Below are 24,864 nucleotides of genomic sequence, written 5' to 3' on the forward strand. Positions count from 1 at the left end.
CCGGTCAACCGCTTCGCCAACAAGTTGGCTCCTACAGATAAGCGGCCAAGGTGACGCTAACGAAAAAGCCCGCCTTCTCTCGAAAGCGGGCTTTTCTTTGTCGCTACGTTGGTGCCGTATGAACACCAACCGGTAGGAGCGAACTTGTTCGCGAAGCGTCAGGTCAGCCAACACATCTGCAAACCGGTCAACCGCTTCGCCAACAAGTTGGCTCCTGCAGGTGAGCGACTCTTATCAGGCTTCGGTGTTACCGGCTGCCTTGGCTGCTGCGCCTTTCACCAGCTCTTGCAGCGAACCGTCAGCCTGCATCTCGGTGATGATGTCGCTACCGCCGACCAGCTCACCGGCCACCCACAGTTGCGGGAACGTTGGCCAGTTGGCGTACTTTGGCAGGTTGGCGCGGATTTCAGGATTTTGCAGGATGTCGACATAAGCGAATTTTTCGCCACATGCCATCAACGCCTGGGAAGCCTTTGCCGAAAAGCCGCACTGCGGGGCATTCGGAGCACCTTTCATGTAGAGCAGAATGGTGTTGTTGGCAATCTGGTCTTTGATCGTTTCGATGATATCCATGGAGCACCTCGGCTTAACTTTTCCGACTCAGTTGTCGACACGGTGGCGCATTGTAACGGAAACCCGAGCGCTACGCTCAGCCTTACCTTATGCCGGCGATCATGCCGCAGCGACCTGAACGCTCACGCCATTGAGTACTGCATTGCCGGAAAGGCTATCAAGCTCTCGCTCATCGGTCAGGTCGTTGGCACTCTCCCCAGGCTGCTGCGCGGCAATGTCCATCTGCACACCGGGTTTGGTATGCCCCCAACCATGAGGCAGGCTGACTACGCCCGGCATCATGTCCAGACTGGCTAAAACCTGTACCTCAATAACGCCCACCCGGGAACTCACTCGCACTTGCTGCCCATCGCTCAGGCCACGACTGACCAGGTCATCAGGGTGCATCAACAGATGATGACGAGGCTTGCCCTTAACCAAGCGATGATAGTTATGCATCCACGAATTGTTGCTGCGTACGTGACGTCGGCCAATCAGCAGCAACTCACCCGCTGCCGGAGCGTGAACCCGCGCAAACCGCACGAGGTCAGACAGGACAACGTCAGGCGCGGCCTGAATGCGGCCATTGGCGGTCTTCAGACGCGGGCCGAGATTGGGCTTCAACGCGCCGAGGTCCAGACCATGAGGATGCTCCCGCAAGGTGTCCAGGGAAAGCTTGTAGTCCGAACCATCACCATACAGTCCGGCGCGCAGACCGCGATCAATCATCTGCGCCGGGGGCATCGTCGGCTTCAACTCTCGCCCCGCCCTTGCGGCAAAGGCTTTCGCCAGCCCTACGAAGATTTCCCAGTCGTGCAGTGCGCCCTCGGGTTTGGCCAGAATGGCCCGATTGAAACGCGTGACATTACGCACCGCAAACGTGTTGAACGTCGTGTCGTAGTGGTCATTTTCCAGCGCTGAGGTTGAAGGCAGAATCAGGTCGGCGTGGCGCGTGGTCTCGTTGATGTACAGATCGATGCTGAGCATGAACTCCAGGCCGTCCAGCGCCTGATCAAGCTGGCGGCCATTGGGCGTCGATAACACCGGGTTGCCTGCGACTGTCACCAGGGCCTTGATCTGCCCCTCCCCCTCATTGAGCATTTCTTCCGCCAATGCCGCGACTGGCAGCTCACCGGCGTATTCCGGCAACCCGGAAATCCTGCTTTGCCATTGATTGAAATGACCGCCGGACGTTGCGCCCACCAGATCCACCGCTGGCTCGGTACAGAGCACACCGCCCACCCGATCAAGATTGCCCGTCACCAGATTGATCAACTGCACCAGCCAATGACACACCGTGCCGAACACCTGAGTGGAAATGCCCATTCGCCCGTAACACGCAGCTTTGTCAGCAGCGGCGAAGTCTCGCGCCAGTTGGCGAATCTGCCCGGCCGGCACCCCACATCGCAGACTCATGGCTTCGGCACTGAAATCAGCGATAGCGGCCCGCACCAGATCCAGCCCGTCCACTGGCAAATGGCTGTCGCGGGTGAGGCCTTCCTCGAACAACGTATTCAGCAGGCCAAACAGTAAGGCTGCATCGCCACCCGGTCGCACGAAAATATGCTGATCGGCGATTGCGGCCGTCTCAGTGCGCCGAGGATCGACTACCACGACTTTTCCACCGCGAGCCTGGATAGCCTTCAACCGTTTTTCGACATCCGGCACGGTCATGATGCTGCCATTGGATGCCAGAGGGTTGCCGCCCAGAATCAGCATGAAATCGGTGTGATCAATATCGACGATGGGCAGCAGCAAGCCGTGGCCATACATCAGGAAACTGGTCAGGTGGTGGGGAAGCTGGTCGACAGAGGTCGCCGAGTAGCGATTACGGGTTTTCAGCAAACCCAGAAAGTAATTGCTGTGGGTCATCAACCCGTAATTGTGCACGCTCGGATTGCCTTGATACACCGCGACAGCGTTCTGCCCATAACGTTGCTGGATATCCAGCAACCGCTCGGCGACCAGATCAAATGCCGCTTGCCACTCGATAGGCCGCCACTGATCGCCCACACGCTGCATGGGTTGGCGTAACCGGTCAGGGTCATTCTGAATATCTTGCAGCGCCACCGCCTTGGGGCAAATGTGGCCGCGACTGAACGAGTCCAGGGGATCGCCCTTGATCGAAGTGATCGACACCTGATTTTCAGCACTGGTGGTGGTCTCGATGCTCAAGCCACAGATGGCTTCGCAGAGATGGCAGGCACGGTGATGGAGGGTCTTGGTCATGGCCAGCCTCATATTTTGTCAGGACGACCTGAAGCGATCGCTCAAACGAAACTATGGGGCGTGGCTTGCGACTGCGCCAGAGACGTTCGTCTCATGAATCGACAGGCATCAGGCGGGCCGATGACTAAAAACGATCAACCGCCGATAGGGGTGATTTTGCGCTGCAGCTGGATTTCGTGGACCGTTTCGATCTGCTCTTGAGCCAGATGAACGCCGGTCAACTCGCCGATCAGACGCCAGTGTTCATCAAGCCCGGAACTGATTGTCGCCATCCGGTCAATCATGTGTCGCCCGGCAGCCCGGGTGACTTCATCATTGCTGCGCAACAGCTCGAAAGACATGGACGTCATCGAAGCTGTGAGGTGCGTAAGGGTCCGAGCCGTGAGCCCGAGTAATTCCGTCAACTGTTTTTCTTTAGATTCCATTCCCCACCCCCTGATACGCGATGCGCAGTTATAACCTACGGCGATTATTTATGGAACGGGCTAACAGTGCGCCGCGTGAAGCAGATCGCATAAGCCAACGATATGACCTTCCGAAAGTAAAACTGTTGCAGAATTCGCACCAATTGCAATGTCACATCGCGGCAGTGTACAAATACCTGCCTCGGTTGCCAGAAAATGGCCAGTTGCCGCCTGCCAGAGCATTATCTGTCCCGGGAGCTCAAGCAAGTTCCGAATGCAAAAAACGCCTGTGTTGTGAATAAAAAACATTCGGACATGAGCATCTTATTGGTAAGAGGCGACATTTTTTTATACCATCGCGCCTTCCCTATTCGTCGCCCCGTGCGGCTTCCGCCGCAGGTCTCGCCCGTTTTCCCGATAAAACCCGGCTTTGAGCATCTGCGGTCTGTTGCAAAAAAGGTAGTTAATAATGAACGCCAGGCACTTTCTCTCGATGATGGATTACAAGCCAGAAGAACTCCTGCGCTTGATCCGTCGAGGCGTAGAGCTCAAAGACCTGCGAAACCGAAGCGTGCTTTTCGAACCGTTGAAAGGTCGGGTGCTGGGCATGATCTTCGAGAAATCTTCGACTCGTACCCGTGTTTCGTTTGAAGCCGGCATGATCCAGCTCGGCGGTCAGGCCATCTTTTTGTCCCCTCGTGACACCCAATTGGGCCGTGGCGAGCCGATTGCCGATTGCGCGAAAGTGCTTTCGAGCATGCTCGATGCCGTGATGATCCGTACCTTTGCCCATAGCAATCTGACCGAGTTCGCCGCCAACTCCCGCGTGCCTGTCATCAATGGCCTGTCCGATGACTTGCATCCCTGCCAGTTGCTGGCCGACATGCAGACCTTCCTTGAGCATCGCGGCTCGATCAAAGGCAAGACCGTTGCCTGGATCGGCGACGGCAACAATATGTGCAACAGCTATATAGAAGCCGCGATCCAGTTCGACTTCCAGTTGCGTGTGGCTTGCCCTGAAGGTTATGAGCCAAATCCGGAATTTCTGGCGCTGGCGGGTGATCGCGTGACGGTGCTGCGTGATCCGCGTGCGGCAGTGGCAGGCGCCCATCTGGTGAGCACCGACGTCTGGACCTCCATGGGCCAGGAAGAAGAAACCGCCAGGCGCATCGCCTTGTTCACACCGTTCCAGGTCACCCGCGCCCTGCTCGATCTCGCTGACAAAGACGTGCTGTTCATGCATTGCCTGCCAGCGCATCGTGGCGAAGAAATCAGCGTCGACCTGCTTGACGATCCTCGCTCTGTGGCATGGGACCAGGCTGAAAATCGCCTGCATGCACAGAAGGCGCTGCTGGAGTTTCTGGTTGCGCCTGCCTGCCAGCCAGCATGAGTTCGCCACTGCTGCTGAACCTGCGCAATCTGGCCTGTGGATATCAGGAACAACGCGTGGTGCAGGATCTGAACCTGCACCTCAACGCAGGGGATATCGGCTGCTTGCTGGGCTCATCAGGCTGTGGCAAGACCACGACTTTACGCGCCATTGCCGGGTTCGAGCCGGTTCACGCCGGGGAAATTACTCTGGCTGGCGAAGTCATCTCCAGGCCAGGCTTTACCCTGCCTCCTGAGAAACGCCGGATCGGCATGGTGTTTCAGGATTACGCGCTTTTCCCGCACTTGAGCGTTGCCGAGAATGTCGCCTTTGGCATTCGCAAGCATCCACGCCTCAAGCAAGTGACCGACGAGCTATTGGAGCTGGTCAATCTGGGCGCCTTAGGCAAACGCCTGCCTCATGAATTGTCCGGTGGTCAACAGCAACGCGTTGCACTGGCACGCGCGCTGGCGCCTGAGCCGCAACTGCTGCTGCTCGACGAACCGTTTTCCAATCTGGACGGCGAACTTCGCCGCCGCCTAAGCCACGAGGTTCGCGACATCCTCAAGGCCCGAGGCACCAGCGCAATACTGGTCACCCACGATCAGGAAGAAGCCTTCGCTGTCAGCGATCATGTAGGCGTCTTCAAAGAAGGTCGGCTGGAACAATGGGACACGCCCTACAACCTGTACCACGAACCGCTGACGCCCTACGTCGCCAGCTTTATCGGTCAGGGGTATTTCATTCGCGGCGTCATGATTGACCCGCAATCCGTTCAGACCGAATTGGGTGTACTGCAAGGCAACCGCGCTTACTCAGGCACAAAAGGCAGCGCAGTGGACGTATTGCTGCGACCGGATGACATCGTCTTCGATGCCGATAGCACTCTTGCCGCCCGCGTCACCAGCAAAACCTTTCAGGGCGCAGCGACGCTTTACCGCCTGCAACTGCCTACCGGCAGCCAACTGGAAGCGGTCTTCCCCAGCCATGCGGATTATCAACCCGGCGAGCAGGTAGGTATTCGGGTTTCGGCCGACCATCTGGTGCTGTTCCCCGCTGCAGGTAGCGTGGCGGTGCAGCAGTCGAATACGCTCGCATAGGCTCAAATCCCACCGTAGGACCGGCTTTAGCCGGGAGGACGTCGGTGGATACGCCGATTTTAATCGTCAGGAATACCGCTCTCCCGGCTAAAGCCGGTCCTACGCGATAGCGCAATCGCTCGATTATTCAGCCCAAGCTCACCATCAACGTCCCGCTTGCCACCAGCGTGGCATGCCCGCCGATCTTCACCCGATCCCCTTCCAGCCGACAGAACAACGCCCCGCCACGTTCAGAACACTGGTAGGCATTGAGCACATCCTTGCCCAGTCGACCGGCCCAGTACGGAATCAATACACAGTGGGTCGAGCCGGTGACCGGGTCTTCAGGAATGCCAATTGCCGGAGCGAAATAGCGCGAAACGAAGTCAGCATGCTCACCCTTAGCGGTCACGATCACACCAGGCCAGGGCAACCGTGCCAGCGCCGCCATGTCAGGCGCGCATTCACGCACCGCCTGCTCGGACTCAAGCACCACCATCAACTCCGCCGAGCCCAGCGCATCAACAATACTGGTGCCCAAGGCACGCTCAAGCTCAATGGTCACGCCGACCTCGTGAGGAATCATCGCCGGGAAGTCCAGCAGCAATAGCCCCTCCTCACGCGTGACGCTCAGAGCACCCGACTTGCTGAAAAAGTCGAGCTGCTCCGAAGGCTCATTGAAAACAGTAAACAGCACATGGGCAGCAGCCAGCGTCGCATGCCCACACAACGGGACTTCAGTCTTGGGCGTGAACCAGCGGATGTGCCAACCGAGTGCCTCGCGGACCACGAACGCGGTTTCCGCGAGATTGTGTTCGGCGGCAATGCGCTGCATCAACTCATCAGCCAGCCATGCATCGAGGCGATAAACCATCGCCGGATTGCCACTGAACGGACGATCACTGAAGGCGTCGACCTGATGAAACTCGAGATACATAAGTGATGCTCCAGTGCGATTGAAAGCCTTGGTTACTCTGGCCAAACAAAATGCAAACCAGTGAATTGGAATGCATTTCTGTAGGAGCTGCCGCAGGCTGCGAAGCGTTCATCCTGACACACCGCTATCGCAGCCTTCGGCAGCTCCTACAGATTCTTTGACTGCCGCGAACCTGGCGGCAATTATTGAAATTCTTCCGTAGGTGAGTTGCGTGCAGCTACAAAGCAGAGAACTGCTTTCAGCCACGCCCGACTGGCGCAAACATCGCGCCGGTATGTTCAGCAAGTGCCTTCGGCGCCAGTTCTACTTCAAGACCGCGCCGCCCGGCACTGACGTAAATCGTCGCGAACTGCTCGGCGCTTTGATCAATAAACGTACGCAGTCGCTTCTTCTGGCCTAGCGGACTGATACCGCCCAGCAAATAACCGGTTGATCGTTGCGCTGCAGCCGGATCGGCCATTTCGGTTTTCTTGGCCTTCGCAGCGGTTGCCAACGCCTTGAGGTCCAGGGTGCCAACAACCGGCACCACAGCGACCAGCAATTCACCTTTTTCAGTACTTGCCAGCAGTGTCTTGAATACCTGCGCCGGTTCGAGGCCCAACTTCTCCGCCGCCTCAAGGCCATAAGAGGCAGCTTTCGGGTCATGTTCGTAACTGTGTATACGGTGTTCAGCGCGAACTTTTTTCAACAGATCCAGTGCAGGTGTCATACAGCGCTCCAAGGCCAGGGCGACCATTACTGGTGGATTATTCTAGGCGATCAACCGCCTGTACACCCCGCGATTACTGGGCAGGACGTGAAATGCTCGAAAAAATCAAAGAAGGTGTACACAACCCCGATCAATACGCGTAAAAAGCCCTGCGCCTGCCAGTGCCCACACGTTCGGTTCCACCCTCAATCACATTCGTTCCTGTTTATTTTTTTTCGTTTGCGAATATTCACTGGAACTTTAGTTCCATTTAAGGTCGAATCCAGAGGTCGAGGATGGGGTTTCCTCGAGCTCGTTAAAAGACGCGCACTGGTGGATTTCACACAGAGCCGCACAAGAACAAAAAAGAGGTTTACATGACGAATGCACTGCAAGAACCAACGCTGAAAGGTCAATGCGTGGCCGAATTCATGGGCACCGCCCTGATGATTTTTTTCGGTACCGGCTGTGTCGCAGCGCTCAAGGTTGCGGGTGCCACGTTCGGGCTTTGGGAAATCAGCATCATCTGGGGCCTGGCAGTCGCCATGGCTATCTATCTGAGCGCAGGTGTTTCAGGCGCGCACCTCAATCCGGCAGTCAGCATCGCGCTGAGTATTTTTGCCGGTTTTGAAAAACGAAAACTACCCTTCTACATAGCCGCACAAATCGCAGGTGCCTTTTGCGGTGCCGGTCTGGTTTATCTGCTGTACACCAGCCTGTTCTTCGAATTCGAACAAACGCATCAGATGATTCGTGGTTCAGTTGCCAGCCTTGAACTCGCCTCAGCATTTTCCACTTACCCTAACCCGGCCATTTCCGTAGGTCAGGCTGCACTGGTGGAATGTGTAATCACGGCGATTCTGATGTGCGTCATCATGTCCCTGACTGACGACAACAACGGCCTGCCCCGCGGCGCACTCGCGCCTCTGCTGATCGGTTTGCTGGTTGCTCTGATTGGCGCCTCGACTGCTCCACTCACTGGCTTCGCGATGAATCCGGCCCGGGATTTTGGTCCTAAACTGATGACATTCCTCGCGGGCTGGGATGAAGTCGCGTTTACCGGTGGCCGTGACATACCGTATTTTCTGATTCCGATTTTCGCGCCGATTCTTGGTGCGTGCCTCGGTGCCGCTGGCTATCGTGCGCTGATTGCGCGCCATCTGCCACGCGCCGTTCCTGCTGTAGAGACTGTGGCTGTAAAAGACGCTGACGTTGTTCCAGGCAAAGCCCAGATTTCATCCTGAATCTCGCGCGTCTGCTTTTAACTTCACCCATTAGCACAAGGCAATCGACATGACCGACTCACAGAACAAGAACTACATCATTGCCCTCGATCAGGGCACGACCAGCTCTCGTGCAATCATTTTTGACCGCGACGCCAATGTCGTCAGCACCGCGCAAAGCGAATTCGTTCAGCACTACCCTCAAGCGGGTTGGGTTGAACATGATCCTATGGAGATCTTCGCCACTCAAACCGCGTGCATGACCAAAGCACTGGCTCAGGCTGATCTGCACCACAATCAGATTGCCGCCATCGGTATCACCAACCAGCGTGAAACCACGGTTATCTGGGAAAAGGAAACCGGTCGCCCTATTTATAATGCCATCGTCTGGCAGTGCCGCCGCAGTACCGAAATCTGCCAGCAGCTCAAGCGCGACGGCATGGAAGAGTACATCAAGGACACCACTGGCCTGGTGATCGACCCGTACTTCTCGGGCACCAAGGTCAAGTGGATCCTCGACCACGTTGAAGGCAGCCGCGAACGCGCCCGCAAAGGCGAGCTGATGTTCGGCACCATTGATAGCTGGCTGATCTGGAAATTCACTGGCGGCAAGGTGCACGTCACCGACTACACCAACGCATCACGCACCATGCTGTTCAACATCCACACCCTGGAATGGGATCAGCGCATGCTCGACGTGCTGGATATCCCGCGTGAGATGCTCCCGGAAGTAAAAAGCTCGTCCGAGGTTTATGGTCAGAGCAAAAGCGGTATTCCGATTGCCGGTATCGCGGGTGATCAGCAGGCTGCGCTGTTCGGCCAGATGTGCGTCGAGCCAGGCCAGGCCAAAAACACTTATGGCACCGGCTGCTTCCTGTTGATGAACACCGGCAAGAAAGCCGTGAAGTCCGCCCACGGCATGCTGACCACCATCGGTTGCGGTCCGCGTGGCGAAGTGGCTTACGCTCTGGAAGGCGCTGTGTTCAACGGCGGTTCGACGGTGCAATGGCTGCGTGACGAGCTGAAAATCATCACCGATGCCGTCGACACCGAATACTTCGCGGGCAAGGTCAAGGACAGCAACGGCGTTTATCTGGTGCCGGCGTTTACCGGCCTGGGCGCTCCGTACTGGGACCCGTATGCCCGTGGTGCATTGTTCGGCCTGACACGCGGCGTGAAAGTCGATCACATCATCCGCGCAGCGCTGGAGTCCATCGCCTACCAGACCCGCGACGTTCTGGACGCCATGCAGCAAGACTCGGGCGAACGCCTGAAATCCCTGCGGGTTGACGGTGGCGCAGTGGCTAACAACTTCCTCATGCAGTTCCAGGCCGACATTCTCGGCACTACGGTCGAGCGCCCGAAAATGCGCGAAACCACTGCATTGGGTGCCGCCTATCTGGCCGGTCTGGCCATTGGTTTCTGGAGCAGCCTGGACGAACTGAAGAACAAGGCGGTTATTGAGCGCGAATTCGAGCCGCAATGTGCCGAAGAAGAGAAGGAAAAGCTCTACGCGGGTTGGCAGAAGGCCGTAGCCCGCACCCGCGACTGGGAACCGCACGACAACAACGACTAACGGTTACGCTTGCGACGGAGTGGCAGGATCATAGCTTTCGAGTTTCCGGCTGACAGGCAGTACATGCCTGCGGCATCATGGACGCCATTTGGCAGCCTGAAGGACACTCAACAAAAATGAACCTGCCTCCCCGTCAACAGCAAATCCTCGAGCTGGTCCGTGAACGCGGCTATGTCAGCATCGAGGAAATGGCCACGCTATTCGTTGTAACCCCTCAGACTATCCGCCGCGATATCAATCAGCTTGCGGAATCGAACCTGTTGCGCCGCTACCACGGTGGCGCAGCTTATGACTCGAGCATTGAAAACACCGCTTACGCCATGCGTGCGGATCAGATGCGCGACGAGAAACAACGCATCGGCGAAGCCATTGCCGCGCAAATTCCCGATCACGCGTCGATATTCATCAACATCGGTACGACCACCGAGTCGATCGCCCGCGCCCTGCTCAATCACAACAACCTGAAAATCATCACCAACAATCTGCACGTCGCCTCGATGCTCAGCGCCAAAGAGGATTTCGATGTCCTGCTGGCGGGCGGCAACGTGCGTCGTGACGGTGGTGTGATGGGTCAGGCAAGCGTGGACTTCATCAACCAGTTCAAAGTCGATTTCGCGCTGGTGGGCATCAGCGGGATTGATGAAGACGGCAGTCTGCTGGATTTCGATTATCAGGAAGTACGCGTCTCCCAGGCGATCATTGCCAACGCCCGGCAAGTCATTCTGGCTGCCGACTCCAGCAAGTTCGGCCGCAACGCCATGGTTCGCCTGGGGCCGATCACCCTGATCGACTGCCTGGTAACCGACCAGGCCCCGGCTCCCGCACTGGTGCAGTTGCTGGCGCAGAACAAGATTCGGCTGGAAGTGGTTTAGAGCCAATCGCGCTTCGAAAGTCATATCCGTAGGACCGGCTTTAGCCGGGAGGGCCGTGGTTCTGCCAAAGAAGATTTAGCGAACAGCCCAAAGCCCTCCCGGCTAAAGCCGGTCCTACGGGTTTCCTGTGCCATCCCACCATGTTCACTTTTGTTCCTTTCTCTCTTCCCGATCAGTATTTTCAATGATAACTGACTGGAAGCCCCTGCGTTATTGAGCTATGATTTTCGTAAATGAACATTAATGTTCGAATTCGTTATCCGAACAATAAACTCAGGAGGCCACCGATGCCCCATTCCAACCTGTCTACGCCGCCACTTTCCGAGGTCTATGACATCGCCGTCATCGGTGGTGGGATCAATGGTGTCGGGATCGCAGCGGATGCCTCCGGTCGCGGTCTGTCAGTTTTTCTGTGTGAAAAAGACGACCTGGCCAGCCATACCTCTTCTGCCAGCAGCAAATTGATCCACGGTGGCCTGCGCTACCTGGAACATTACGAATTTCGACTGGTGCGTGAAGCATTGGCAGAACGTGAAGTGCTGTTGGCCAAGGCGCCACACATCGTCAAGCCGATGCGCTTTGTGCTGCCACACCGCCCACACTTGCGCCCTGCGTGGATGATTCGCGCCGGTCTGTTCCTTTATGACCACCTGGGCAAGCGCGAGAAGCTGCCGGGTTCGCGCAGCTTGCGTTTCGGCAGCGACAGCCCGCTGAAATCGAACATCACTCATGGTTTCGAATATTCGGATTGCTGGGTCGACGACGCCCGTCTCGTAGTGCTCAACGCCATGGCCGCCCGTGAACAAGGCGCGCACATTCACACCCAGACGCGTTGCCTGAATGCCCGCCGTACCAACGGCCTGTGGCACCTGCACATGGAGCGCGCCGATGGCACGCTGTTTTCGATCCGTGCCAAGGCGCTGGTCAATGCTGCCGGCCCATGGGTTGCCAAGTTCATTCGTGACGACCTGAAGCTGGATTCGCCGTACGGCATCCGCCTGATTCAGGGCAGTCACCTGATCGTGCCGAAACTGTATGAGGGCGAAAACGCGTTCATCCTTCAGAACGAAGACCAGCGCATCGTGTTCGCAATTCCTTATATGGAGCGCTTCACCATCGTCGGCACCACGGATCGCGAGTACCAAGGCGACCCGAACAAGGTCGAGATCACCGACGGCGAGATGGACTACATGCTCAAAGTGGCCAACGACCACTTCAAGAAGCAACTGAGCCGCGATGACGTTCTCAGCACATGGTCCGGCGTTCGTCCGCTGTGCAACGACGAGTCTGACAACCCTTCAGCCATCACCCGCGACTACACCCTGTCGCTGTCAGGTGGTGCTGATGAAGCACCAATCCTGTCGGTGTTCGGCGGCAAGCTGACCACCTATCGCAAGCTGGCAGAGTCGGCGATGGCGCAACTGGCTCCGTTCTTCAAGCAGATGAAGCCAAGCTGGACAGCCAAATCCAGTCTTCCCGGTGGCGAAGACATGACCACTCCAGCGGAGCTGGCCAACCAGTTGGTCAGCCGTTTTGGCTGGCTACCAGGCGAAATCGCGCAGCGCTGGTCTCGCACTTACGGGAGCCGCACCTGGCGCCTGCTGGAAGGCGTGCAGAGCATTGCCGATCTGGGCGATCACCTGGGCGCGGGCTTGTACACCCGGGAAGTCGACTACCTGTGCAGCACCGAATGGGCAACGACTGCTGATGACATTCTGTGGCGCCGCAGCAAACTCGGCCTGTTCATGACCGCTGAAGAGCGCGAAGGCGTTCAGCAGTATCTGGACACCGTGGCGCGTAACAAAGGTGCTATCGCAGCGGCTTGATATTCACGATCCGCTCCAGTAATCGGGCAGCATATAGGACCCGTGGGAGATTCTATGTTTGCCTGCAAGCGTGCTCTTGATCTTGTAGGACCGGCTTTAGCCGGGAGAGCGGTATGTCGCCAAAGAAAATTTAGTGAACATACCGACTTCCTCCCGGCTAAAGCCGGTCCTACGGGACTGCGTGAGTTCTGTGGGAACGAGGCTTGCCCGGGATAAGGGCGACGCGGTTTATCAGATAGGCCGCGGTGCTTGCATCGCGGGCAAGCCCACAGGTTATGGTGTGATCCCGCGATTCGCTCCCACGGGTTCTGCATTTCTACCGCCAGTGCCCATTCGGATTTCCGAACACCTCTCCCCCATTAGTTCGGCATCCCGGACGCCCGCCTCTCCCCCGCCTGGATCACACCCGGATTTATCCTCTTATAAATCAGCCAGTTAACCTCTATAAACCAGCTTGGCACGCCTCCTGCTCTGTAATAAGCAGTCGATTGCTTCGACCGTAGCCTGTCTTCTGTCGGCCGCCGTTGAAGCATGGACCGAAGAGGCGGCCGCCAGGTAGCAGGCCCCATAAAAAAAATAATTCGAGGTATAACCGATGCGCATCGTTCCCCATCTTCTGGGCGCAGCAATCGCTGCTGCTCTGATCAGCTCTCCAGTTTCTGCCGCCGAATTGACCGGCACCCTGAAGAAAATCAAAGAGTCCGGCACCATCACCCTCGGTCACCGCGACGCTTCGATCCCTTTCTCCTACATCGCTGATGCTTCCGGCGTGCCGGTGGGTTACTCCCACGACATCCAGCTGAAAATCGTTGAAGCCATCAAGAAAGACCTGGACATGCCGGACCTGAAGGTCAAGTACAACCTGGTCACTTCGCAAACCCGTATCCCGCTGGTGCAGAACGGCACCGTCGACGTTGAATGTGGTTCGACCACCAACAACGTCGAGCGTCAGCAACAGGTCGACTTCTCGGTCGGCATCTTCGAAATCGGTACCCGTCTGTTGTCCAAAGCAACTTCGGAATACAAGGATTTCGATAACCTGAAAGGCAAGAACGTCGTGACCACCGCGGGCACCACGTCCGAGCGCATCCTCAAGTCCATGAACGCTGACAAGCAAATGGGCATGAACGTGATCTCGGCCAAAGACCACGGCGAATCCTTCCAGATGCTGGAATCGGGTCGTGCAGTGGCATTCATGATGGACGACGCCTTGCTGGCCGGTGAAATGGCCAAGGCCAAGAAGCCGACTGACTGGGCTGTAACCGGTACCCCTCAGTCGTACGAAATCTACGGCTGCATGGTGCGTAAAGGCGACGAGCCGTTCAAGAAAGCTGTCGATGACGCCATCGTTGCGACCTACAAGTCGGGCGAGATCAACAAGATCTACGAAAAGTGGTTCCAGGCTCCAATCCCGCCAAAAGGCCTGAACCTGAACTTCCCGATGAGCGACGAGCTGAAAAAACTGATCGCCGAACCGACTGACAAAGCGGCAGACGACAAAAAGGCCTAAGCGCCGATTACCCACTCGTCAATAAAACAGCCTGAGACCGCACCGTGCGGTTTCAGGATGCCGTGCATGCATCTGGATCGATCAGAGGGGAGACCCTGATGAATTACAACTGGGACTGGAGCGTTTTCTTCAGGTCCACTGGCGTCGGCAGCGAAACCTATCTGGACTGGTACATCTCAGGTCTGGGCTGGACTATCGCTATCGCTGTCGTTGCCTGGATCATCGCCTTGCTACTGGGCTCCGTGCTCGGTGTCATGCGCACCGTACCGAACCGTATAGTTGCTGGTATTGCCACGGTCTACGTGGAAATCTTCCGTAATGTGCCGCTGCTGGTGCAGCTGTTCATCTGGTACTTCCTGGTGCCGGATCTGCTGCCCGAAGGCATGCAGGAGTGGTACAAGCAAGACCTGAACCCGACGACTTCCGCGTTCCTCAGCGTGATCGTCTGCCTGGGTCTGTTTACCGCTGCTCGGGTGTGTGAACAAGTGCGCACGGGTATTGAAGCGCTGCCTCGCGGACAGGAATCTGCAGCCCGTGCGATGGGTTTCAAACTGCCGCAGATCTATTGGAACGTGCTGCTGCCGCAGGCCTACCGAATCATCATTCCGCCGCTCACCTCCGAATTCCTCAACGTGTTCAAGAACTCGTCGGTGGCGTCTCTGATCGGCCTGATGGAATTGCTCGCGCAGACTAAACAGACCGCCGAGTTTTCCGCCAACCTGTTCGAAGCCTTCACCCTGGCGACACTGATTTACTTCACCCTGAACATGAGCCTGATGTTGCTGATGCGCCTGGTCGAGAAGAAAGTCGCTGTGCCCGGACTGATCTCCCTGGGGGGCAAATAATGGATATGGACTTCTCTGGAGTCGTTCAGGCCATTCCCGGTATGTGGAACGGCATGGTCATGACCCTGCAACTGATGGTCATGGGCATCATCGGCGGTCTGGTGCTGGGCACCCTTCTGGCGTTGATGCGCTTGTCGTCGAGCAAGCTACTGGCCAACGTGGCCGGTGCTTACGTCAACTACTTCCGCTCCATTCCGCTGCTGCTGGTCATCACCTGGTTCTATCTGGCGGTGCCGTTCGTGCTGCGCTGGATCACCGGCGAAGACACGCCCATCGGTGCGTTCACCTCCTGCGTCATCGCATTCATGATGTTCGAGGCGGCCTACTTCTGCGAAATCGTTCGAGCCGGTGTGCAGTCGATTTCCAAGGGCCAGATGGGCGCAGCGCAAGCGCTGGGCATGACCTACGGGCAGATGATGCGGTTGATCATCCTGCCTCAGGCCTTTCGCAAGATGACCCCGCTGTTGCTGCAGCAAAGCATCATCCTGTTTCAGGACACCTCGCTGGTTTACACCGTAGGCCTGGTGGACTTCCTCAACGCCTCGCGGGCCAGTGGCGACATCATTGGCCGCGCCAATGAGTTCCTGATCATCGCCGGTCTGGTGTACTTCACGATCAGCTTTGCCGCCTCGTTGCTGGTGAAGCGTCTGCAAAAAAGGTTCGCCGTATGATTTCCATCAAAAACGTTAACAAGTGGTATGGCGACTTCCAGGTGCTGACTGATTGCAGCACCGAGGTCAAAAAAGGCGAAGTGGTCGTGGTCTGCGGCCCGTCGGGCTCCGGCAAATCGACTCTGATCAAATGCGTGAACGCCCTGGAACCGTTCCAGAAAGGCGATATCACTGTGGACGGCACTTCGATTGCCAACCCGAAAACCAACCTTCCGCAATTGCGCTCCCGGGTTGGCATGGTGTTCCAGCATTTCGAACTGTTCCCGCACCTGAGCATCGTTGAAAACCTGACCATTGCGCAGATCAAAGTGCTGGGGCGCAGCAAGGAAGAAGCGACTGAAAAAGGCCTGAAGCTGCTGGATCGTGTAGGTCTGTCCGCCCACGCCAACAAGCATCCGGGCCAATTGTCCGGCGGTCAGCAACAGCGTGTAGCGATTGCCCGGGCACTGGCCATGGACCCGATCGTCATGCTGTTCGACGAACCGACCTCGGCGCTCGATCCGGAGATGGTTAACGAAGTGCTCGACGTGATGGTGCAACTGGCTCAGGAAGGCATGACCATGATGTGCGTGACCCACGAAATGGGCTTCGCGCGCAAAGTGGCCAACCGCGTGATCTTCATGGATCAGGGACAAATCGTTGAAGACTGTGAGAAAGAAGAGTTTTTCGGTGATGTCAGCGCCCGTTCCGAACGTGCGCAGCAGTTCCTCGCTAAAATTCTTCAGCATTAAGTGAGACTCGACAGCGGCCCGGCGCTTTGAAGCGTCGGGCCGCTGTTCGGCTCAGGACGACTGTGATGAAATGCGACCCCAATCTTTATCGCGCCGCGCCGCCATCACTTGCCGTGAAACCCCGTCTGATTCGCCACCTGTTTCTGCCGCCGTTGATCATCGTGCTGATGTTCGGCCTGGGCTACGTCGCCTATTTGATCAGCGAACACTACGGCATCAAAACCCTCAGCGAGAGCGGCGAACGTCAGCTTGAGCTGCACGCCCGCACCCTCGAAAGTGAAATCAACAAATACACTTATTTGCCCAGCGTGCTGGAGCTGGAGTCCAGCGTCTCAGCCCTGCTCAACGACCCTACTCCCGAGCTGCGCAGCGAGGTCAACGATTACCTCGAAGGCCTGAATCGCCGCAGCCGTAGCCGGGCAATTTACGTACTCGATACCTCCGGCCGGGTACTTGCCACAAGCAACTGGCGCGATGCCGACAGTTATCTGGGTGAAGACCTGTCATTCCGGGCTTATTTTCAGGATGCGGTGCGGGGTTTGCCGGGACGCTTCTACGGCATCGGTAGTACCACCGGTGAGCCCGGTTATTACCTGGCGCACGGTCTGGAAGAGAAAGGCAAGATCGTCGGCGTGGCAGTGATCAAGGTGCAACTCGAAGCCCTGGAGCAGCGCTGGCAACGTGCACGACTGGAAGCCTTCGTCAGCGATGAGAACGGCATCATTATTCTCTCCAGCGACCCGGCCCGACGTCTGAAATCAGTACGCCCACTCACGCCGGAAATCAAAGAACGTCTGGCACGCAGCCTGCAATATTACTGGTGGCCGCTCAACGAGCTGGTGCCGCTGGAGCGCGAGTTGCTTTCGGAGGGTGTGGAGAAGCTGACCTTCCCGGCCAATGTCAGCGTCGACCTTGAACACAAACAGGTCAGCTATCTGGCCCAGACACGCCAGTTGAGCGACACGCCCTGGCATCTGACGCTGCTGACGCCCCTTGAAGACCTGCGCCGTGAAGCAGGCAGTCAGGGCATGCTGGTCGCGGTGGCCTGCGCACTGGTCGCGTTTCTGCTGATCGCCTGGAATGAACGGCGCAAAGTGCTTTCAACCCGCCTCGCGGCGCGGGAAGCCCTGCAAGCGGCCAATGACGAACTGGAGCGCAAGATCGCCGAGCGCACCGAGCATTTGCGCGCCAGCAACGAACGCCTCAAGGGTCAGATCCGCGAACGTCGGCAAGCTGAAGACACCTTGCGCAAGGCACAGGACGAACTGGTTCAGGCGGGCAAACTGGCGGCTATCGGGCAGATGTCCACCAGCATTGCCCACGAACTGAATCAACCGCTGGCAGCACTGCGTACCTTGTCCGGCAACACCGTGCGCTTCCTCGAACGGGGCGCGCTGGATACCGCCAGCACCAACTTGCGCACCATCAACGATCTGGTCGACCGCATGGGCCGTATCACCGCCAGCCTGCGCGCGTTCGCCCGCCGTGGAGATGACAAGGGTCAGGCCAGACTCAGCAAAGCCGTCGATGCTGCACTGCAGTTGTTGACTCCACGCCTGGAAAATTTTTCCCTCGAACTGCACCAGCGCTATGCCGACGCCGAGCTGATGATTGATCAGACTCGCCTCGAGCAGATTCTGGTCAACCTGATTGGCAACGCTCTGGACGCCATGCACGCCCAGCCCTTGCCGGAAATCTGGCTTGAAGGCTCGGTCATCGAAGGCCGTTACTGCTTGCGGGTTCGAGACAACGGCCACGGCATAGACGACGAAACCCGCAAGCATCTGTTCGAACCGTTCTTCACCACCAAACCCGGCGAGCAAGGTCTGGGACTGGGCCTCACCCTCTCCGCCAGCCTCGCAGCCGCAACCGGTGGTAGCCTGAGCGCTGAACAGCCGGAGAGTGGCGGTACCGAGTTTGTGTTGTGGTTGCATGTGGTGAAGGAGCCTCAGGTATGACCGGCTCTGCTTTTGTAGGAGCTGCCGAAGGCTGCGAAAGCGATGAACCTGACACACCGCGGTTCGCAGCCTGCGGCAGCTCCTACCGGGTTTACCAAGCCAAAGATGAGACCTTCAAATGACCACTGACCTGACCGTACTCATCGTCGAAGACGACCCTCACGTCTTGCTCGGCTGCCAGCAGGCGCTGACGCTGGAGGACATTCCCAGCGAAGGCGTGGGCAGTGCCGAAGAAGCATTGGCGCGGATCGGCGATAACTTTGCCGGAATCGTGATCAGTGATATTCGTCTGCCAGGCATTGATGGTCTGGAGTTGCTCAGCCGTCTCAAGGCGCGTGACCGCAGCCTTCCCGTGGTGTTGATCACCGGTCATGGCGATATATCCATGGCAGTCAACGCCATGCGCGACGGCGCTTACGATTTCATGGAGAAACCCTTCTCCCCTGAACGTCTGGTGGAGGTGACCCGCCGCGCCCTTGAGCAGCGAGGTCTGGCGCGAGAAGTCTGGTCATTGCGCAAGCAACTGGCCGAGCGCGATTCACTTGAAGGCAAGATCATTGGCCGCTCGCCCGCCATGCAGAACTTGCGCGCGCTGATTGCCAACGTTGCCGACACTTCAGCCAATGTGCTGATCGAAGGTGAAACCGGTACCGGTAAAGAGCTGGTTGCCCGCTGCCTGCATGATTTCAGTCGTCGTCATCAGCACCAGTTCGTCGCGCTCAATTGCGGCGGCCTGCCGGAAACCCTGTTCGAAACCGAAATCTTCGGCCATGAATCCAACGCGTTCACGGGCGCGGGCAAGCGACGCATCGGCAAGATCGAACACGCGCATAACGGCACGTTGTTTCTCGATGAAGTGGAAAGCATGCCCATCAGCCTGCAGATCAAACTGCTGCGGGTTTTGCAGGAGCGAACGCTGGAACGCCTCGGCTCCAATCAGAGTGTCGAAGTGGATTGCCGGGTGATTGCCGCGACCAAGTCAGACCTCGATGAGCAAAGCAAAGCCGGACAGTTCCGCAGCGACCTGTACTACCGGCTGAACGTGGTGACGCTTGAACTGCCGCCGTTGCGGGAACGTCGCGAAGACATCCTGCAACTTTTCGAACATTTCCTTCAGTTGTCCGCGTTGCGTTTTGATCGCGAGCCTCCAGAGCTGGACCCGAACACGTTATCGAGCCTGATGAGCCACGACTGGCCCGGTAACGTACGGGAGTTGCGTAACGTCGCCGAACGTTATGCCCTGGGCTTGCCCGCTTTCAAGAAACCCAACGCCAACCCGGAAGAACCTCAAAGTCTGGGCTTCGCCGAAGCCGTGGAAGCCTTCGAGAAAAACCTGCTCAGCGAAGCCCTGCAACGCAGCGGCGGCAACCTGAGCCAGGCCAGCCAGGAGCTGGGCATGGCCAAGACCACGCTGTTTGATAAGGTCAAAAAGTATGGGCTTGGATGATCAAACCCGGACCTGTAGGAGCCAACTTGTTGGCGAAGCGAATTGCTGATCACGCAGGTCTGACGCCTCGCCAACAAGTTGGCTCCTATAGTTCATGCGCATTTCAATTTTAAAAAGGGGATTCTGTGGATCTAGTGTTCAAAGCCCTGATCGGCGCAGCCGTCGTGGTCATTCTCGCTGCACTGGCCAAGACCAAAAACTACTACATCGCAGGCCTGGTGCCGCTGTTCCCGACCTTTGCCCTGATTGCCCACTACATCGTTGGCAAGGGCCGCTCCCTGGACGACCTCAAGACCACCATCCTGTTTGGCATGTGGTCGATCATTCCCTACTTTGTCTATCTGGCGGCCCTGTACCTGCTGGTGGACCGCTGGCGGCTGGAGGTGTCACTCGCATTGGCCGCCGTTGCCTGGCTGGTGGCGGCGACGTTGCTGGTGACGTTGTGGGTGAGATTTCATGGTTGAAGGACAAAAACGTCCTATGGCCCCGGCGCCCTGTGGGAGCGAATTCATTCGCGAAAGCGGTTTCCCAAACGACAGACATGGGTCGACTGTACCGGCCTCTTCGCGAATAAATTCGCTCCTACCGGGATCGCGCGACCAACTCCTCTACCTCCCGCGTATCCGGCGATGTCGCTGGGCCCCAACGGGTCACGGCAATTGCTGCCGCAGCATTGGCCCGCATTGCCGCCTGCTCCCATGAAAGCCCTGCCGCCAGGTTAGCCAGCAGCACGCCTGCATGGGCATCACCCGCGCCATTGGTATCGATGGCTTTGACCGGAAAGCCACCCACATGCCGCGTCTGTCGATGCTGACGAACCCAGCACCCTTTAGGTCCGTCGCGGACCACGATCAAGGCGTCATCCGGTAGTAACTCATCCAGCCGGTCAAGCGCCTGGGCAATGTCTTCACAGTGAGTAAAACGCAACGCCTCTTCGCAATTGCTGCTCCACAGATCAAGTCGCGGCAGCAACGCCCTGACCTGTGGCGCATCGGGCGAATGCACCAGCGGCCCCGGGTCGAACGCCACGGTCACACTGGCCGGCAAAGACCCCAGCCAATCCAGCAGGCTCTGCACCTTGCCTTCGTGCAACAGGCTGTAGCCACTCACGTAAACATAGTCGTCGGCTTGCACCGTCACGCTGTTCAAATCCTGTGCCGACAAACCGCCTTCAGCACCCACGTAAGAAATGAATGAGCGCTCCGCTGAAGGTTCGATCAGCGCCACGGACAGCCCGGTGTCCTGATCCTCGCTGCACGCAGCACTGAACTGAATACCTTCGGCTGTCATGGCCTGACGCGCCAGATCACCGAACTGACCTTTGCCATGGCGACCCAGATAGACCACCGGCATACCGTTGCGCCGGGCCGCAGCCATGACATTGAAACCACCACCCGCTTCAAACCGGGCGGAACTGGCCAGCACGTCGCCGCCGGAGGCTGGCAGCTTGTCCAGCGCCATGACCAGGTCGACAACGACCTGGCCGGTGTGCAGCAATCTAGCGGGCATGTTGGGCCTCTTCGGAAAACGCTCGGCGATCACGGGCACCGCCCAGAATCCCATAGACACCACCCGCCACCAGGAAGGTCACGATCCAGCCCAGGCCGTTATGACCCAACCAGGAGTCGGACAGGAAACCGGTGAACAACACGTTGTCAGCGGTAGTGGCGACGGTGGTAAAGCTGAAGCCCAGCACGATCGCCAATGCCCAGGCTCCCAGTGCACGCCACTCCACGCCGCCGCTGTACCAATAAGCACTGCTCGGCGAGACGTCCATCAGGTCTTTGCCCGAGTACACCTGGCGATGGATCAGGTCGACAATGAAGATCCCGACCCACGCCGTAATCGGCACTGCCAGCAGCGAAATGAAGGTAATGAATGGGCCGTAGAAACTCTCGGCGATGAGCATGAAATAGATCGAGCCGATGAAAATCGCGACGATATCGACGATCACGGCGTGAACCCGTTTGACCTTCAAACCCAAGGTCAAGGTGGTCAAACCGGCCGAATAAACGGAGAGGTTATTCGACAGAAGCAAGCCACCAAACGCAGTGATCAGGTACGGCACCGCCATCCAGTTCGGCAACAGCTCGCGGATCGCGATGATCGGGTCGGTGGCCGAGGCCAAATGATCATTGCCCACCGACAACAGCCCACCAAGGGTAATCAGCAAGACCAGCGGAATCCCCGCACCAAATGCCGCCGAGGCCACCAGCCGCGTGGCTTTGACACTGCGGTGCTGATAGCGGGACATGTCCGCACCGGCGTTGGCCCAACCGATGCCGGTGCCTGCCGCCATGATGCCCACGCCAATGATCATTGCGCTCAGTGGTGCAGGCGCCGCGCTGAACACCGCATTCCAGTCGATATGGGCAATCAGGAAGCCGCCAACCACCACGTTCAGCGCGCCAAAGATGTAAGTCGCCCACTTCTGGATAACCAGCAACGTGGCGTGGCCCAGGCCGGAAACGCACAGCGTCATCAGCACGAAAATGGCGATGAACACCAAGGTCAGGGCCGGCGTGTTTTTCGCTTCAACCGGAGTGCCGAACAGGATCGCGGACAGCGACAGCAGCACGAAAGCTGCCGTCGTGGTGTTGACCGTTTCCCAGCCCAGGCGCGACATCAGCGAAACGATGGTCGGACCAATATTGCCGCGCACACCGAAGATGGCGCGGGACAACGTCAGGCTCGGCGCACGTCCACGGCGACCGGCGATGGAGATCACCCCGACTACCGCAAACGATCCCGCCGCACCGAGAATCGCCACAATGATTGCCTGCCAGATCGACAACCCCCGGAACGCCACCAACGTCGCACCCAAAGGCAAACCGAGGATGCTGATGTTGGCGGCAAACCACACCCAGAACAGCTGCAACGGATGGCCATTGCATTCGCTTTCCGGGACCGGCTCAATGCCGCGGGTTTCCAGTTGTCCTGCGCTTTGTGTGCTGCTTGATGAAGTCATGAGCCTAGCTCCAGTGCCGGTTATTTTGGTTGTGGGCAGTGCGGAATCAGTAACACGTCCGTGTCATGTGTGGCTGTCGGGACAGCCGGATGCCTGGCGCCACAACGGTTGCCCGCGCGGCGTCAACATTCTTCACATCAGCAAACTCAGGCTGAACGCAAGGCCAGCAGTCCCTCGACCAGAGCCGTCAGCTCCAGCTCGTTAACGCGTTTGACCTGATCAATCAGCACCGGTGGCCAGGCTCGCAAACCCTGACTGGCACCCAGAATTGCGCCGAGAATCGCCGCGATGGTGTCGGTGTCGCCGCCGAGGCTGGCTGCCATGCACAGCGCCTCAAATGCCGACAAACGATCCACTGCGACTTGCTGCGCCAGAGCGAAGGCTGCGACCACCGATTCCTGTGACGCCACCGAGGTGCCGATCACGTCGTAGAGCAAATCCGGCAGTGCCTCGTTATCGCAATCGGCGCACAACTGTTGCGCCCATTCGATACGTGCCCCGACGCGCCCGCCCGCGACCCAATGACCGTGCTGCTCGCCCAGTTTGGCGGCGACGATGCCGAGCTTCAGCGCATCGCTCAGGCTCGCACCGTTGATCCCGGCGGAAACGGCACCGGCCACTGCAGCAGCACTGGAAATCCCAAGGGTGGTGTTATGGGTGACCTGACAGGCCTGGACTACCGAAGCAATAAACCGCTGCGGGTCGGCAATGTTGGCGGCAATGCCCACCGGGGTGATACGCATCGCGGCACCGTTGGTGGTGCCAAACCGGCCTGACTCTTCAGGGCTGTGACCCGCAAGAATCATTTCGATGGCGCGCTTGGTGGAAGGGCCCAGCAGATCCTGTGACCCCTTGGCCTGCATCACCGCTTCCCAGTCGATCAGGCTTTGAGCCAGATCAGAAGGGTTGATGCGCCCGGCCCCAGCCACCAGCAATTCGCCGACCAATACAGCCTGCTCGGTGTCATCGGTGATTGACCCTGCGGGCATATTCGGCGCAATGGGTTGATCAGCATCGGCGGCCATCAAGGTCAGGATTCGACCGAAACGCGCCTCGATCTGAGCACGACTCAACGATTGGGTCGGCATGCCCAGGGCATCGCCCAAGGCCAGCCCGTAGAACGCCCCCAAGGCGCGATCGGTTGTGTCGACAAGGCTCATGACTGACCTCCGAACGCCAGATGCATCCTGAAATGCACCGGGTCCAGCAGGCTCTCCACGTGCTCCATGAAGCGCTCTTGTCGATCGTAAGTTGTACGGATGGCCTTGAGGAAAACGCTGCCCGGCTTGCGCATCATTAACATCGCATCGTCGGAGCTCAGCGGCTCGGCGCCGATCCATTGATCACCACGATCACCGACGAAGCCGTGAGCCGCCAGCGTGATGGTCAGGGAGTCCTCGATCAAGCCGGTGTCGGGCAGGTTTTCCAGCCCTTCGATAGCCGGGACCAACGCCCGTTCAAGGGAAACCACGCTGCCATCGGCAGCGCTGCGCCGACGGTCAATAGCGATGAAGTGGACGGTGCCAAAGCGGCTGTGCAGGTCTGCCCGCTCGACCTGCACGACGCGCAGGATTTCGGTAGTAACCCTCGCTCCGGTATCAGCCAACGCCTGCGCCCAGCCGCTACGCTGATCGAGGCTGATACCGTCGTAGGTCACAATCGAACCGACACCCGACTGGGTCGCGATGTAGTTGCGTCGTTTGAGTTCGGCGAGGGCTTCACGCAGCGTGCCGCGACTGACATCGAATTCCTGCGCCAGCAGATGCTCGCCCGGCAACAGATTGCCCGACTCCAGCTGGCCACATTCGATGCGTCGTGCAAGCTCATCCACTACGCGTTGTTTTTTATCAAATCGGACATGTCTAATCATGTACAAATTGATAACCGAAAGCACAGCTATGGGCAATATGTTTTTTCTGTTGGAGCGAGGCTTGCCCGCGAAGAACGATAACGCGGTTTGCCTAGGTTTCCGCGCAGAC

The 24,864-nt window shown here is 58.0% G+C and carries 22 protein-coding genes; 13 read left to right on the forward strand and 9 right to left on the reverse strand.

All coding sequences use genetic code 11. The annotated features are described in order from the left end of the window. Positions 1-234: 234 nt before the first annotated feature. From grxD to AO242_RS22215, 3 genes are all read right to left on the reverse strand, one after another. Positions 235-573 (reverse strand): Grx4 family monothiol glutaredoxin, encoded by a 339-nt coding sequence (gene grxD, locus AO242_RS22205; protein ID WP_027900756.1) that lies wholly within the window; start codon positions 571-573, stop codon positions 235-237. A gap of 99 nt (positions 574-672) precedes the next feature. Beyond that, on the reverse strand, positions 673-2,781 hold the full coding sequence (locus tag AO242_RS22210; protein WP_099270385.1) for a molybdopterin oxidoreductase family protein: 2,109 nt from the start codon (positions 2,779-2,781) through the stop codon (positions 673-675). A 134-nt stretch (positions 2,782-2,915) separates the two neighbouring features. Continuing rightward, positions 2,916-3,206 carry a hypothetical protein gene (locus tag AO242_RS22215; RefSeq protein WP_027900758.1) on the reverse strand — a complete coding sequence of 97 codons (291 nt, stop codon included), beginning with the start codon at positions 3,204-3,206 and terminating at the stop codon, positions 2,916-2,918. Between the two features lie 448 nt (positions 3,207-3,654). On the opposite strand from AO242_RS22215, the gene argF reads away from it, so the two are divergent. Beyond that, the gene (gene argF, locus AO242_RS22220; protein WP_027900759.1) at positions 3,655-4,575 is read left to right on the forward strand and encodes an ornithine carbamoyltransferase; all 921 of its coding nucleotides are present in this window, start codon (positions 3,655-3,657) and stop codon (positions 4,573-4,575) included. After that, entirely contained in the window at positions 4,572-5,654 is a 1,083-nt protein-coding gene (locus tag AO242_RS22225; protein ID WP_099270386.1) for an ABC transporter ATP-binding protein, read from the forward strand. The genes argF and AO242_RS22225 overlap by 4 nt, the downstream gene beginning before the upstream one ends. Before the next feature lie 127 nt (positions 5,655-5,781). Here the strand turns inward: AO242_RS22225 and AO242_RS22230 are convergent, their stop codons facing one another. Next, positions 5,782-6,570 (reverse strand): PhzF family phenazine biosynthesis protein, encoded by a 789-nt coding sequence (locus AO242_RS22230; protein WP_099270387.1) that lies wholly within the window; start codon positions 6,568-6,570, stop codon positions 5,782-5,784. Positions 6,571-6,808: 238 nt separating this feature from the next. Beyond that, a complete protein-coding gene (gene ybaK, locus AO242_RS22235; RefSeq protein WP_099270590.1) occupies positions 6,809-7,279 on the reverse strand; it encodes a Cys-tRNA(Pro) deacylase in 471 nt (156 codons plus the stop codon). A gap of 356 nt (positions 7,280-7,635) precedes the next feature. On the opposite strand from ybaK, the gene AO242_RS22240 reads away from it, so the two are divergent. The 11 genes from AO242_RS22240 to AO242_RS22290 all read left to right on the forward strand — a co-directional run bounded on the left by AO242_RS22240 (position 7,636) and on the right by AO242_RS22290 (position 20,381). Continuing rightward, a complete protein-coding gene (locus AO242_RS22240; RefSeq protein ID WP_099270388.1) occupies positions 7,636-8,502 on the forward strand; it encodes an MIP/aquaporin family protein in 867 nt (288 codons plus the stop codon). A 49-nt stretch (positions 8,503-8,551) separates the two neighbouring features. Next, positions 8,552-10,057: a glycerol kinase GlpK gene (gene glpK / locus AO242_RS22245; RefSeq protein ID WP_027900764.1), complete on the forward strand. Its 1,506-nt coding sequence runs from the start codon at positions 8,552-8,554 to the stop codon at positions 10,055-10,057. Between the two features lie 116 nt (positions 10,058-10,173). Next, a complete protein-coding gene (locus tag AO242_RS22250) occupies positions 10,174-10,929 on the forward strand; it encodes a DeoR/GlpR family transcriptional regulator (RefSeq protein ID WP_027900765.1) in 756 nt (251 codons plus the stop codon). A gap of 287 nt (positions 10,930-11,216) precedes the next feature. Beyond that, on the forward strand, positions 11,217-12,755 hold the full coding sequence (gene glpD / locus AO242_RS22255) for a glycerol-3-phosphate dehydrogenase (protein WP_099270389.1): 1,539 nt from the start codon (positions 11,217-11,219) through the stop codon (positions 12,753-12,755). Between the two features lie 595 nt (positions 12,756-13,350). After that, on the forward strand, positions 13,351-14,265 hold the full coding sequence (locus AO242_RS22260; RefSeq protein WP_099270390.1) for a glutamate/aspartate ABC transporter substrate-binding protein: 915 nt from the start codon (positions 13,351-13,353) through the stop codon (positions 14,263-14,265). Between the two features lie 98 nt (positions 14,266-14,363). Further along, on the forward strand, positions 14,364-15,110 hold the full coding sequence (locus AO242_RS22265) for an amino acid ABC transporter permease (RefSeq protein ID WP_099270391.1): 747 nt from the start codon (positions 14,364-14,366) through the stop codon (positions 15,108-15,110). Then, entirely contained in the window at positions 15,110-15,781 is a 672-nt protein-coding gene (locus AO242_RS22270; RefSeq protein WP_164581605.1) for an amino acid ABC transporter permease, read from the forward strand. Before AO242_RS22265 ends, AO242_RS22270 begins: the two co-directional genes overlap by 1 nt. After that, the gene (locus AO242_RS22275) at positions 15,778-16,512 is read left to right on the forward strand and encodes an amino acid ABC transporter ATP-binding protein (protein ID WP_099270392.1); all 735 of its coding nucleotides are present in this window, start codon (positions 15,778-15,780) and stop codon (positions 16,510-16,512) included. Before AO242_RS22270 ends, AO242_RS22275 begins: the two co-directional genes overlap by 4 nt. Positions 16,513-16,577: 65 nt before the next feature. Next, positions 16,578-18,470 (forward strand): sensor histidine kinase, encoded by a 1,893-nt coding sequence (locus AO242_RS22280; protein WP_099270393.1) that lies wholly within the window; start codon positions 16,578-16,580, stop codon positions 18,468-18,470. A 118-nt stretch (positions 18,471-18,588) separates the two neighbouring features. Continuing rightward, complete coding sequence (locus AO242_RS22285) at positions 18,589-19,917, forward strand: sigma-54-dependent transcriptional regulator (protein WP_027900771.1); 1,329 nt, start codon at positions 18,589-18,591, stop codon at positions 19,915-19,917. Between the two features lie 134 nt (positions 19,918-20,051). Then, positions 20,052-20,381, forward strand: a complete 330-nt coding sequence (locus AO242_RS22290; protein WP_099270592.1) for a GlpM family protein — start codon at positions 20,052-20,054, stop codon at positions 20,379-20,381. A 118-nt stretch (positions 20,382-20,499) separates the two neighbouring features. Here AO242_RS22290 and AO242_RS22295 read toward each other — a convergent pair whose 3' ends face one another. The 4 genes from AO242_RS22295 to AO242_RS22310 form a co-directional block, all read right to left on the reverse strand. Continuing rightward, positions 20,500-21,426, reverse strand: coding sequence for a PfkB family carbohydrate kinase (locus tag AO242_RS22295; RefSeq protein ID WP_099270394.1), 927 nt, complete (start codon positions 21,424-21,426; stop codon positions 20,500-20,502). Beyond that, positions 21,416-22,885, reverse strand: a complete 1,470-nt coding sequence (locus AO242_RS22300) for a purine-cytosine permease family protein (protein ID WP_027900774.1) — start codon at positions 22,883-22,885, stop codon at positions 21,416-21,418. The genes AO242_RS22295 and AO242_RS22300 overlap by 11 nt, the downstream gene beginning before the upstream one ends. Positions 22,886-23,031: 146 nt before the next feature. Next, complete coding sequence (locus tag AO242_RS22305) at positions 23,032-24,045, reverse strand: ADP-ribosylglycohydrolase family protein (RefSeq protein WP_099270395.1); 1,014 nt, start codon at positions 24,043-24,045, stop codon at positions 23,032-23,034. Continuing rightward, positions 24,042-24,755: a GntR family transcriptional regulator gene (locus AO242_RS22310; RefSeq protein ID WP_049826996.1), complete on the reverse strand. Its 714-nt coding sequence runs from the start codon at positions 24,753-24,755 to the stop codon at positions 24,042-24,044. Before AO242_RS22310 ends, AO242_RS22305 begins: the two co-directional genes overlap by 4 nt. Positions 24,756-24,864: the final 109 nt, after the last annotated feature.

The organism is Pseudomonas sp. ICMP 561 (assembly GCF_002699985.1).
GTDB lineage: Bacteria > Pseudomonadota > Gammaproteobacteria > Pseudomonadales > Pseudomonadaceae > Aquipseudomonas > Aquipseudomonas quasicaspiana.